General features: G+C 39.6%; 7 protein-coding genes. 3 read left to right on the forward strand and 4 right to left on the reverse strand.

The window, feature by feature from the left end; translation table 11 throughout:
* Window positions 1-93 precede the first annotated feature (93 nt).
* Both IQ236_RS20510 and IQ236_RS20515 read left to right on the forward strand, forming a co-directional pair.
* Window positions 94-1398: a glutamate-5-semialdehyde dehydrogenase gene (locus IQ236_RS20510; protein WP_193871005.1), complete on the forward strand. Its 1305-nt coding sequence runs from the start codon at window positions 94-96 to the stop codon at window positions 1396-1398.
* Window positions 1399-1562: 164 nt separating this feature from the next.
* Window positions 1563-2096: an opioid growth factor receptor-related protein gene (locus IQ236_RS20515; RefSeq protein WP_193871006.1), complete on the forward strand. Its 534-nt coding sequence runs from the start codon at window positions 1563-1565 to the stop codon at window positions 2094-2096.
* 115 nt (window positions 2097-2211) lie between these two features.
* Here the strand turns inward: IQ236_RS20515 and IQ236_RS20520 are convergent, their stop codons facing one another.
* The 3 genes from IQ236_RS20520 to IQ236_RS20530 form a co-directional block, all read right to left on the reverse strand.
* On the reverse strand, window positions 2212-8859 hold the full coding sequence (locus IQ236_RS20520) for a hypothetical protein (RefSeq protein ID WP_193871007.1): 6648 nt from the start codon (window positions 8857-8859) through the stop codon (window positions 2212-2214).
* Window positions 8860-9678: 819 nt separating this feature from the next.
* Window positions 9679-10347 carry a response regulator transcription factor gene (locus IQ236_RS20525; protein ID WP_193871008.1) on the reverse strand — a complete coding sequence of 223 codons (669 nt, stop codon included), beginning with the start codon at window positions 10345-10347 and terminating at the stop codon, window positions 9679-9681.
* 492 nt (window positions 10348-10839) lie between these two features.
* Entirely contained in the window at window positions 10840-11397 is a 558-nt protein-coding gene (locus IQ236_RS20530) for a phycobiliprotein lyase (protein WP_193871009.1), read from the reverse strand.
* A 109-nt stretch (window positions 11398-11506) separates the two neighbouring features.
* On the opposite strand from IQ236_RS20530, the gene IQ236_RS20535 reads away from it, so the two are divergent.
* Entirely contained in the window at window positions 11507-13132 is a 1626-nt protein-coding gene (locus IQ236_RS20535; RefSeq protein ID WP_322744280.1) for an MBL fold metallo-hydrolase, read from the forward strand.
* A gap of 16 nt (window positions 13133-13148) precedes the next feature.
* Here the strand turns inward: IQ236_RS20535 and IQ236_RS20540 are convergent, their stop codons facing one another.
* Entirely contained in the window at window positions 13149-13460 is a 312-nt protein-coding gene (locus IQ236_RS20540; protein ID WP_193871010.1) for a DUF6679 family protein, read from the reverse strand.
* Window positions 13461-13773: the final 313 nt, after the last annotated feature.

Consider the following 13773-nt stretch of genomic DNA (forward strand, 5'->3'; position numbering starts at 1 on the left):
CCTGTCCCCTTGTCCCCCCATTCCCTCTTCCCTCTTCCCTGCTATATCATAAAAAAATAGTAATTTTTCCTGTTTTGGGGTTGAGTTGTAACAATGACAGTTTCGGAAACTCGTTCTATTCCTCTGGTTGATCTGGCAGCAAAAACTCGTTTAGCAGCACAGAAATTAGCAGGATTATCAACAGTAGAAAAAAATCAAGCCATTGAAGCCGTTGCTCAAGCCTTAGAAGCAGCAGCACCGGAAATTATTGCAGCGAATGAAGCTGATTGTCGTGCCGCAGAAGCCGAAGGAATTCCCAAACCGTTATATAATCGTCTTAAATTTGATGGGACTAAATTAAACAGTACCATTGCGGGATTACGAGACGTTGCTAAGTTACCCGACCCCGTAGGAGTGGTACAAATTCATCGAGAATTAGATCAAGGATTAACACTCAAAAGAATCACTTGTCCGTTAGGAGTTTTAGGGGTAATTTTTGAAGCCCGTCCTGAAGCAGTGATTCAAATTTCTGCCTTAGCCATTAAATCAGGAAATGGGGTAATTTTAAAAGGTGGAAAAGAGGCGATTCATTCCTGTCAAGCTTTAGTTAATGCAATTCGTCAAGGATTATCTCAAACTGCGGTTAATCCTGAAGCGGTGCAACTATTAACTACACGGGAAGAAATTTTAGAATTATTGCGATTAGATGATTATGTTGATTTAATTATTCCGCGAGGTTCTAATTCTTTCGTTAAGTTTGTTCAGGATAATACTCGCATTCCGGTGTTAGGTCATGCAGAAGGCATTTGTCATGTTTATATTGACAAATCGGCGGATTTTAAAAAAGCCATAGCCATTACTGTTGATTCTAAAATTCAATATCCGGCTGCTTGTAATGCGGTAGAAACCTTATTAGTTCATCAAGAGATTGCGTCTCAATTTTTATTAGAAGCCGTAACGGCATTACAAGCTAAAAATGTCGAATTGCGAGGAGATGCTAAAACCTTAGAGATCGTTAATATTAAGCCAGCAACCGAGGAAGATTGGTCAACGGAATATACAGATTTAATTTTATCGATTAAAATAGTCGGTAATTTAGAAGAAGCGATCGCCCATATTAATACCTACGGATCTGGCCATACCGATGCCATTGTTACCGAAGATCAAGAATCTGCAAATATCTTTTTAAATCAAGTCGATGCGGCGGGAGTTTTTCACAATTGTTCCACTCGTTTTGCAGATGGATTTCGGTATGGTTTCGGTGCAGAAGTGGGAATTAGTACCCAACAAATGCCCCCTCGTGGCCCCGTTGGTTTAGAAGGATTAGTGACTTATAAATATCAAATTGTTGGGGATGGACATATTGTAGCAACCTATTCCGGCAATAACACTAAACCATTTACCCACAGAGATTTATGATGATAAGAAAATAGGGGAACAAGGGGATGAGGGAAGAGTAAGTAATAGTTATTAGTTACCAGCCATTAGCTGATAACTGATAACTGATAACTGGTACAGACGCGCCAAAAGCCTACGGCATAGCTTCGCCCAGGCGCGTCTCTACACTGATAACTGATAACGCTATGACTATTAACAATCAGGATATTATTATTTTGTTTTATTTAGGCTTATCTCCTGATCATCAAGGACGGAAAATTGAGGAGATTTGGCAATGGGATCATGACCGTTTAGAATATACCCATGATTATATTCAATGGTTGTTTCCCTTAGTGGAAAAAAGCCGTTTTAATTGGGATGCGCCTACCTTAAATCTGTCTGTAATTGAAACCTTTAAAAATACTAAGGAATTAAAACAACGTTTACATCAATCTTTATTATTAATGTTAGATTTCTATGGTCTAAAATTAGAGGATCAGCCATCTCAAGCGATACAAATTATTCCCAGTGAAACTTATCCAAACCGAAAAAAACAGTGGGTGGGTTGGCGGAATCATAACTATTTACGTCTGACTCGAATTTTAACCAGTTTAAGATTATTAGGATTAGAAACTAAGGCTAAAGCATTGTTTCAATGTTTAGATAAAATTTATCAAGAAGAACAAGATAAAATTGGGTTAGAAACTTATAGGTATTGGCAAAATGCTTTAAGGGGTTGATTTGGGTAAGTTTTAAAAAAAGTATAGCATCAGAGGAATAATACAAAACTTCAAGCTATAAAAAAGCCCCCCCTGGCGAATCAGGAGAGGTTATAAGGTGTAATTTAAGATGAGATTAAACTACAACATCGTTACTGGTTGTTGAGTTTAATAAACCTGCACTAGCCTGATAGGAAAAGACATTCAAGTAAGTCACTTGTTCGATCGCAACTCCTGTGTATTGAACTAAGGTTTGAGCATTAGCTTGTTTAAAGGCTTCAAACTCCAGTTCAGGATTATTCGTTAAGAATTCATCACTGAAGGGTTCGTGACCATCTGACAAACCTTTACCCACCATATAGGTCATAATTTGAGGATTTGTCAGTGCATCAACCGACTCGATATTGTAGTAGTTTAAGAGGTCTTCTTGCACTTCAGGATCGGCAACATATTGATCGAAGTCTTCTAACAATTTAGAGGGTTTATTTCCTTTAATTAAACCTTCTCCGGTTGCATAGACCGACAACTCATCGTTGCTAATTTGGTTGTCTTTATTGGTATCAATTTTAGCTTGATTTGCTGCAATATCATCAGCATATTGTTCTTGATACCAAACCAAGTCAATTGTTGGAGCCGTAGTAGGAACTTCTTGAGGATTTTCAACGGTGTAATCAAAGACTTTCTGGGGATCAATATTGTAGACATTTTCCTCGCGGTAGTTGTCTAACAATTCTTCTCCATCTTGATTGCGATAGTAGTCGAGATTGGTGTATTTTTTGCCATCCAAATCGTAATCTTTGGCTTGTTCAAGAATAAAGTCTTTGAGGAAACCTTTATCCAGTTTTTTGAGATCTTTGGGTTCGAGTCCAAAAATATCAGATAGTTCTTCCTTGTATTCTTTCACAAATCCATCAACATCAACAGCCGCAATCGCTTTTCCTTGAGGAATTGTTACCTCTAAAGCGTGTTGCAGGATTTCAGTTTCTGTCACTTGTTCAATAGATTTACTGAAGGTGGTTTCTAACTCGGCTTTGTAGGTTTGGCTATAGAATTTGTAGTCAATTTCTGCACCCAAAATCCCACCGTAAACATAGTCAGCCACCAAAGAATCATCGAGTTGCTCAACCGCAGATACTTCAACTTTGTAATGAGTCGCTAGTTCTGCTTTGAAAGCTGTTTTCAGATATGCTTTATCAACGAATTCCAGAGGATCAATTCCTTGTTTGATTCCTTCGCTGAAAGCAAACTTAATGATGTCTTTGTCACTCAGTTTATCAACCCAATCCAGATTTACATTTCCACTATCACCTTCTTCAGGTTGATCGGTTGTTGTAGTAATTCCGTCATCAGTAGTATCTTCCGGTTGGGTATCAACGCTGGTTGTACCATCGTCGGGAGTACCGCTATCGGAAGTATTATCGTTAGGGGGGAAGTAATAATCAACAAGCTGTTCAGCGTATTCTTCCCGATAAGCATCAACATCAATAGCTTTCAGTTGAATGCTTTCAATATTCAACACTTGTTTGTAAGTGCTGCTAAAAGCAATAGAAATGATGTCTTGATTCGTGAGAGAATTCACGTCTTTCTCAATTTGCAGTTCAGTTAATAACTGTGTTTGTTGTTCAACGCTTAACTGTTCAAATTGATAACGCAGATAGTTGACATCCAGTTCATTGTAGTCATCTTTCAGCCAATCTAACACCACCTGGTCATTAATTTCAACACTATTAATGGCGCTGATGTAGGTACTTTCGAGATAATCAAGAGCGAGATATTTGTCAAGCTGAATTCCCTGTTTAACACCTTCGCCATACATAAACTGTTTGACTTGTTCCAGAGTTAAATCTTCGATATTAGTAACATCTGGATAGGCAGTTTTCAAAGCATCGGTATTGTCCTCAATATAGTGTTGATAATCAACCGAGGACAGTTCCAGCGTTTGATTTCCTGCTTTTAACAAATCCTTGAATTCAGGACTATAGACTAACTGAATGAGTTGAGAATTTGTCAAATCTTCAACCGTTGTAAAGGTTGCGTCTTCAGTTCCTAAGAATTGTTTGACTTGATCTAAATTTAACGTTCCATCAGTAATCAATTGTTCCACTTGATAACTAACGTATCCCACATCAACCGTTGACAGACTTTCTGTAAAGGCTTGGAGGATTTGTTCGTCCGTGAGTTCAACAATATCTCCGGCTAAAACATCATTAACTGAAACCTCATAAGTATCAGCTAAGTCTTGAGCGTAAATGCTACGAACATAGTTATAATCTGGTGCTTCTGTTTGTGTCAGTTTCAGAGCGTTATCGTCACCCAGTTCTGTGTTAAAGGCTTCGTTGAGAACTAATTCTTTAACTTGTTCATCTGTTAATGTATCTAACGACTGAACATCAGTAGTCAGAACATTATTAACATCTTGGAGAGTGATTACATCCTGATCCAATAAATCTTGGAGTTGGAATTTCACATATTTTGGATCAAAGTCTGTTGCTGGGTCTGTTGGTGGAATTTCTGTCACCGTAAACTGCTGAATATATTCTTCAACCGTCACACCTTCGGTTGCAATTTCTTCAGCATATTCGGTACTGAAATAATCGATAATTTGTTGTTCAGTGAATTCAGTATCGACAGGTAAACTGTAGTATGCTGACAGTTCATCTTGATATTCTGAAACCAGAAAATCTAAATCTAAACCGCTAGATTGAACCAACTCAATACTGTTCTCACCTAATGCGGTTTGAAATTCTTCATTGAGTAATAAATTCGTCAGATCTTGATCAGTAATTGCGTCTACAGACTCAATGGGGGCAGGTAAGAATTCATTAACAGTATCGAGGGTGAGTGTTTCGTCCGTAACTAACTGTTCGAGTTGATAACGACCATAAACTAAGTCAATTTCAGTGGGAGTCCCATCATCGGGAGTCCCATCATCATTTAATAAGATGACATTAGCTTCAAGTAACCATTGTTGTGCTAAATCTGTTGTAACTTCAGCTTCAGTAACTCCCGCAAATGCAGCAATATCTGCGGCTTTATTTTCAACGAAATAAGCTAGAACTTCATCGTTAGTAACAACGTTAGTTTCTTCACCCGTAATTGAGGCAATATTCACCCCTAAAACTTCTGCTAAAGCGGGAGCAAAGGTTTCCTTGATATAATCCAAATTCGGAGTATCTTGGAACAGTTTGACTTCAACACCTTCGCCTAAAGCAGTCTGGAATTCGCTGTTGTTAATTAAGTCGATGAGTTGTTTTTTACTCAACAAATCAACGCTTGCAACAGTAGTTCCCAGAACTGTATTAATTTGCTCTAAGGTAACTGTTTCCGCTTGAATCAAACTACTGAGTTGAAACTCAACATATCCAGCATCAAGGCTGACATATTGACTCACCCATTTTTCAGTAACTTGATCACCTCCAATAATGGCTGATCCAAAGGTGTTACTAACGTACTCTAAATCAATCAATCCTTCTACACTAAATGCTTTGGCATCAACACTAAAGGCAAACTGAATAATTTGCTGACTTGATAGTTCACTAATGTCTTTAACAGGGTAGCAATCTTTTAGGGCTTCTTCGAGATCCTTACCGTATTTTTTGACATATTCATCGGTATCAAACCAGTTGATTGTTTTAATATCAACGGTTTCCTGTTCATGCAAGTATTCGAGAATTTGTAAATCCGTAACTTCAGCAATGGTTTCTACACCAAATACAGCCTGAACATCTCCTTCAAATTTTTCTTTGAAGTAGTCAGAGTCGAGATCATCAGACCATCCGCCAAAGACAACATCGAGTAGTAGATTGGCATTTAGTTCTTGAATAACGCTGACTTCAACACCATATTTAATAGCGATTTTTTCAGCGAATTCTTCCTTGTAGAATGCCAGACCCTCTTCTGAGATCAATTCAGAAAGATCGAGATTAAATTTGTAAGCTTCCTGGGTAATGAACTGATAAACTTGGGTCTGATTTAGGTCTGCAACAGAAGTCACATTATAAAATGTAATCAACTGTGATGAATATTGGGTACTGAACGCTTCTAAATCAAAAGCAGTGAGGTTCTTATTAACATCAAACCCTTCATTGCTGAAGAAGTATTGTTTCAGATCCTCTGGCCTTAAATCTTGTAACGTTTTGCCTAAAACTTCCGCATATTGTGTGAGTTCATCTGCATATTGCTCTAAGCAGAAGTTGATGTCAATTACGGGAGCCGCATCACCAAACAAGAACTCAACAACCTCTTCTGCGGTGACATCTTCTCCAAATTGAGCCGTTAAAGCTTCACCATAAATTCCTTTATAGTATTCGACATCAACAGCTTCACTAATTTGTTGGATCAGTCCGAGTTTTTTACCTTCACCCGATAGAAACGCATTAATTTGTCCATCGGTTAACTCTTTAACGTCTTTGACTTTAAAGAAATCTTTGAGTTCTTTTTCCAGTAATTTCTCAACTTTCTTAAAGTCAATCGCATTTCCAGTTAATCCCAGTTCTAACCCAATTCCGAGGATATAAACCTTGATTTTTTCATCGGTCAGGTTAACAACTTCTTCCTCAGAGACTTTGAAGTAAGCCGCCAGTTGAGTTACATATTTAACGCGACAGTATTCAACATCAATGGCGTAATCTACATTAACGCTTTCAAGAATATCTTCATCTTCAATTTGGGTTACATCTGTGATGTTGTATTTCTCAATAATTTTATCGAGTTGCAACTGTTTCACATAGTCTAAACTCATGAACGGAGAAACCGTATGTCCATTTTTAATGCCTTGTTCTTCAATCAATTGAAGAATTTGCTCAATGGATGGATTTTCGCCTAACTGAGCGACTAACTCTGTACCATAAACGGCTTCGAGATAATTTAAAGAAACTGTCCAGGAGGTATCAATGCTTTGTTCCGGGGGAACATTATTAATAAACTGGAGGATCTGAATATTGGACAGAGTAATGACTTGCTCAATGGAAATACTGAAGTAAGCGGCAATCTGTTGTGCATAAACCACTTTGACAAAGTTAATATCAACGGTGGGTGCAGGATTTGTAATTACATTAGAGCCTTCTTCACTATTGATAAACTCGAAGATTTGCTGATTCGTGATCAGTTCGATACTAATGCCAAATTTAGCGGTTAATTCAACACTATAAGTTAACCGAATATAGTCAAAGTCTAAGCAACCAGAGAGTTTATCTCCATTCTTAATTCCTTCTTTGTCGATGTATTCTAAAATCTCCTTCTTGGTGATTTTGTCAAGGGTTTTCTCAAAGAATTTTTCTAATTTTTTAGCGTAATTCTTCTTGACAAAATCAAAATCAATAAACAAAGAAGGACTATTCCCTTGGTCTAAACCTTCCCCACTAATATAGTTGAGGATTTGTACAAAGGTAAGTTCAGAAACAGAGGTAACTTGATAGAAACTGATCAGTTGTTGACTGTAAGTTTCGGTGTAGATCTTGATATCTACATACAATGACGGATTAATTTCCAGTTCTAACCCATTTTCATTGAGAAAGTCGATAATGTCCTGTTCTGAAACGGTGCTAAGATCCTCAACATTTAAACCAATTTTGAGTACAGAAGCGTAGGTGGTTTTAATATAGTCGAGATTGAAAAACTCTTGACTGGGAACTGGAGTGGGTTCCGGTGTCGGTGCAACTGTCGGTTCCGGTGTGGGAACTGGAGTGGGTTCTGGTGTTGGTTGCGGTGTAGGCGCAACAGTGGGTGCTGGTGTGGGAGTTGGTGATAGTGTAGGTTGCTCAGGAATATTGAGATCGATGGGAGGTCGCTGCTGATTGGGAGTTGTGGGTGTCTCCGTTGTTGTGTCGTCATCTGTAGACCCCTCGCTTTCATTGAAAACAATTTCAGGAGTATCAGAGGTTGTATTTTCAGGTGTTGGCGTTGGGGTCGGTGTCGGTGTCGGTGTGGGAGTAGGAATAGGTGTTGGTGTTGATAACGATACCTCGATAAATTGCTTGATTTGCTCAATACTAATAGCTGAAAGGCTAGTAACATTGAATTGTTGTAAAATTTGGGTGACAGAAATGTTCGGATTAAACGGACGGTTTTCCAGTAGACCAAATTCCATAAAATGAGCGATCGCACTAATTCGACCTTCCTCTACCGCTTGCTGAACATCTGGATTTGCTGCTAGATAATGCTTGACATTGAAAAAAGATTTATTACATTCTCGCTTTTCAAATTGACCAAAATCAAAAAAGTGTTTAATGGGGTTAATTAAACCCTGTTGAACTTGTACCTCAACATCAGGATTGAGTGCTAAATAATCTGGGAGATTGAAGACAAAATTAAAATTACGTTGTTCTTCAATTCCAGCATCCAAGAAATGTTCAGTCGCATTCGTTAAGCCCTCTTGAACAGCTTGCTCAACATCAGGATTCAGTGTGAGGTAGTCATTAATATTAAATAGAGGATTCCAGGGGAGGTTTTGGCTTTGTCCAAGATCGACAAAGTGTTCAACAGCACTCAACCCTTCTTGCTCAACAGCAATCTTTATATTTACGTTCAGTTGTAAGTATTGACGAACATTGAAGATATAACTGCATTCCCGATTTTCATAAATTCCATAGAGTAAAAAGTGTTCTTCTGCGGTCAGTAAGCCTGCTTCAACGGCTTGTTTGACATCAGGGTTTAGTTTCAGATAAGCATTCTTATCAAATATCTTATCTAGCTTTTTAAAAAACTTCTCTGGTTTATCAGCTAACTTGCCGATTTTATCTCCGAGCTTATCAAATTCTTTGATAAATTTTTGTAGGTCATCCATAGTTTTCTCAACTTTGTCAGATCTAAGACAGAAAAGTGGTGTTTTAACAGACTGATCTTGAAACTTCAGAATAGAAGGGCGATTAAGATTTAAAAGACCATCCAATTCTGAGGGTTTCTGGCTGCTTATCTTAATCCTAGAAAATAGATTTAAGATGGGTATTAAATCTATATGAGAAATATCTTAATATCCGAATTTCAAGATTTTGGTTTTTTGAAATAAAACGTAAAAAAGCCCACCAATTTTAAAATTTTAGGTGAACTTTTTGGAAAAAATGTACAAATTAATTCTTAACCTTTTGCAGGGTTTAATAAAAGATTATTTTGATCGAGATCAACTCCTAATCTCTCTATAAAAATGAATTCAATAAAATTTAATGAAGTTAGAAATTATTAATAATACAGGATATCTAATCCAATATTTCAGGGAAATACTAACAGATTAGAATCCGCCTCATTACTGAATTTTGATTGTTATTCACACTCTTGTTATTAATCCTCACCCACCTAACTTAATCTTTCCCTAAGTTGGGGTAATACTTAACAGTTTCCCAAATCATTGTTAATCACTTAATCTATAGATGCAACCTGATGATTTACACAGAAGAGATCGCTAATTCTCAGGCTTTTGCCAAAAACTGATCAGTTGGACTTTATTTGCAGTCTCAAGCCACAACTTTAGGTGATCGAATATTTCTGAGGATTGAACTAGAAATGGATTTAAAACCCTTGACTCTTGTTAATGAATTTATCTCAATCGCACGTTCTCGAAGAGTTGTGTCCGTTGACGTTTAACACCCCTCAAAAGTTCCCAACCTTTTTAACAAACCAGACGATATCCCATCCCGCGTACCGTTTCAATCCGCTCACCCCCCAACTTCTTGCGGAGATAACCGACATAAACATCCACAATATTCGAGCCGGGATCATAGTCATATCCCCAAACTTGATCCAAGAGTTGTTCTCGACTCAAAACTTGGCCCGGATGGCGCAAGAAAGTTTCTAACAATTGAAATTCCTTAGCGGAGAGAGTAATGGGTGTTTCTCCTAAACAGACTTGACGGGTATATAAATCGAGGGTCACTTGACCCACCTTTAAGGCTTTATCCTCTTTATTCCCGGATGGGGGATGATGTCGTAAACGGGCACGAACACGGGCTAAAAGTTCTGCAAACCGGAAAGGTTTGGTCACATAGTCATCCGCACCGCCTTCTAACCCTGCTACTTTATCAGTAACATCATCACGAGCGGTCAAGATAATAATGGGAATTTGTTCTCCTTGTCCGCGCAATTGTTCCAAAACTTGAAAACCATCTTGATCAGGAAGCCCTAAATCAAGGATCAACAAATCAAACTCATGGGCGAGGGCTTTTTCTACCGCTTCTCGTCCATCACACGCTAGGGAGGTTGTGAACCCATTCGCTCGCAGTCCCTTTTCCAGAAAGGCAGCTATGCGGGGTTCATCTTCAGCAATAAGAATTCGACTCACTCGATAACACCTATGAATGAGAGGATCTGTTCACCCGCAAGAAATAAGAACTTGATTGAGATCCTGTACAAAGTTGGAATTCAGTTTTCCACAATCGTTAAAATCAGTAAAGATGCCGTGTGACAGTTCATCCTCCTGACCTTGCACCCCTATCCTTAGTGCCAATGTGTGATAGAACAGCAAGGACTGTCAATTATTCTTGCCGGGTTTTGATGTTTGATTGTAATAGAATTGTAGTCCCCTTTGCAAGCCATCAGGAAGGTTAAGGGGACAAACTTAAGAAATTATTGCATTTCTCAAGTCATTCAGAATTACCCTTATGATCACAATAGCAAGAGGTTAGATTCTCCTCTGCTCTCCTGTTACCCTGCCTTTGATCCTAGATGGGGTGGATCACTCCCTCTGTCCCATCTGGCAAGGCTTCCTAACTTGCTTTTTCTCAATAAAAAACTTTGATTGTTAAGCTGTACAATCTTCTCAAAAGATGATTGTTTATGATTGTTTTTGCTCAACTCCAAACCCTACTAATAAAACCCTATTTAACGGTTCATGATTCAGAGGTCGTTGATAATTAATAATCCGACGAATTCTTAACTCTGGATTAATTAAAGTAATAGAATCAACGGACACAACCCGTGTGTAGGTCGTTTTCATCAATAATTCACGGGTTTCGGTATCATAGCGAAAGTACGCTACCATCGGTTTCGCTTCTTCATAAGCTTTATCCCGCAAATAATCCCCTTCAATTATCGGGAAATTTAATTTTTGGGGTACAAACAGAATATTCAAGGCTTGGGAAACTTCATCCCCTTTTTCCGAAACCGTTTGGAACGCCAGTCGATATCCAGGGAGAGTTTCTAATTCTAAGTTTGTTGATAAACGTTGATTATCTTCTAAGACTTTGGCTTTAGCGTCATTGTCCAGAGGATGAATGATAAATTCAGTATGCGATCGCTCAACCTCCTGATGACTCAAGTAATGGTAAGTGCGTTCCGTTGTCCATTCACCCACGCAATGATCAAAAAATTCTTGGAATTGTGCAATCGACATCGTGAATAGCGCTCCTCTTAACTCATTTATGCAACAGTTTTTAACATTTTTTAGGAAAACTCCCCCATAATTCTAAAATCTATACTAATTATCCTGTTGATGAACTCCTGTGATTGATCTGGAATGTTTGCCCTATAGCGTTGGCCATGCAGAGGAGGGTTTGTGTCTGCTGGTGCGGATGGGATCTCATCGCATTTTACTCGATTGTGGGATTCAGGACATTTCACCCCTATTAACTTCCTCAGATCAACCTCCGGCTGACTTCGTTCTCTGTTCCCATGCTCATGCGGATCATGCTCAAGGTTTACTCGCTTTCCATCAGGCATTTCCTCAAATTCCGATTTATGGAAGTGAAGTCACAACCCAACTGTTACCCCTGAACTGGCCTGACTGGGAACCAGATGTTAATCATCCCCTCTGTCAGTCGTTACCTTGGCATTCTGCCCGGGAACTCAAGCCGGGACTGAGTGTCACCTTATTTCCCGCAGGTCACTTACCCGGAGCTTCGGTAATTCTGATTAATTATGTAACAACCGAACGCAGTTATAAACTGATTTACACCGGAGATTTTTTTCTTTCAAATTCTCGCCTGGTGGAAGGCTTACCTTTGGGGGAGTTGCGAGGGTTCAAGCCGGATGTTTTAATCTTAGAAGGCAGTTATGGCACCGCACGTCATCCCCATCGCCGTCAACTGGAAAACCAACTTGCAGAACGGTTATATCGGGCGATAGAAGCTCAATATTGTCTGCTCTTACCCACACCCAGTTTGGGTTTAGGCCAAGAACTGCTGATGTTGCTTCGCAGTCACCATTATTTTACAGGTCGGGATCTCGATATTTGGGTTGATGGAACCGTTGCGACCGGATGCGATGTTTATTTACAACTGCTCTCCCAGTTTCCCGCCAGTGTCCAGAATTTTGCTCAACATCAGCCTTTATTTTGGGATGAACGCATTCGTCCCAGGGTTCGACGACTCACCCCACAATACCGATCTCAAATTAGGGAGTCTCCTTGTATTATTCTCACCGATGAGTATGCCGATTGGAATTCTTATTGGGCGGACTCTACCCTACCTTGGATGTTATTTTTGCCCCAGAAACCCGGTAGACCCTTAGAAATTCTCCCCATTCCTGAATTTGTAGAGACGCGCTCAGGACAGTCTGCACCCCAGGTTGAAACCTATTTTATCTCAGAACATTGTGATGGCCCCGGTACAACCCAACTCATCCATAACCTCCGGCCCCAACATATTATTTTTGTGCATGGTTCTCCCACCTATTTGGCCGATTTGACCAATTTAGAAGAACTTCGCAACCGCTATCAACTCCATACCCCAGATGCCGGAACCCTTGTAGAGTTGCCCATCGGGGAAACGTTCTTACAACCCCCCTTAACGGAAACCCAATATGAAGGGGAAATTACGGAATTTGAAACTCAAATTCACATTACCTTACCCCCTGCGTTAACTACCGACCCCCGGTGGCCAGCTTTTGCGGATACCGGGTTAGTAGAAGCGCGATGGCAAGGTGAGGAATTAGTGCTGCGGGGCATTTCTCAACGGGAGTTTCTCAGCCAAGGAAGTGATCGGCCCATTCCTGTCGATCTCGATTGTTGTGGCAATTGCCAATATTATCGAGGACAACGGTGTTGGAATCAAGCTTCCGCTCTCTTCGGCTTTAAAGTGACTCCAGATGGATATTGCCCAATGTTTGAATGTATTGAGCGTCTCGAATAAAGCTTGAACAACTCCCTTAATCTGGGCTAGACTCAGAAGTGGGTTTGTGAATTTGTTCTGCTTCTGGGCAATCATCAGAAATAGGAAGATCAAAATCACACTTGGGAACGGAGGCCAACTTTTGGCTAATGGCTCCGATGCTTTCGATGCGGATCATTTCTTCCCAAGAACATAATTCATCCTCTTCATCGGTCTCATAGCGCAGCGTGACTAGATCTCCTTCAATATCTGTAATTCGAGCTTTCTCAATCCAACGTTGTTGATCCCGTAAGAAGATCGAGACTTCCCGACTGTCACAACAAAGCTGATAAATCTTGCGATGTAGCATTTTTTACTTTTCCTGAGAAGTTCGCTGGCTCGTGTGAATGTCCCTAGTTAATCGAGTATTGACAGTTGAGCAAGATGCCGAAGCCCCTTGAATTGTACTCGATTCCTAGATCATCCATTTTGACTAAACAATTGTCCTCTATTTTAACCCCAAGGTTAAATTTAGCCTAAAAAATTTAGTTTGTACTTATGCCTTGAGAGTGAGGACATTTTCAGTATACCCCCTAAATCTAGGTTGAGTTGGCTCAACGAGGGGATTTCAGCAACTTTTCTTCAAATGAGGGTTGAGGAAATGCCGAACTCAACTTCCGTGA

The sequence above is a fragment of the Planktothrix mougeotii LEGE 06226 genome (assembly GCF_015207485.1).
Lineage (GTDB): Bacteria > Cyanobacteriota > Cyanobacteriia > Cyanobacteriales > Microcoleaceae > Planktothrix.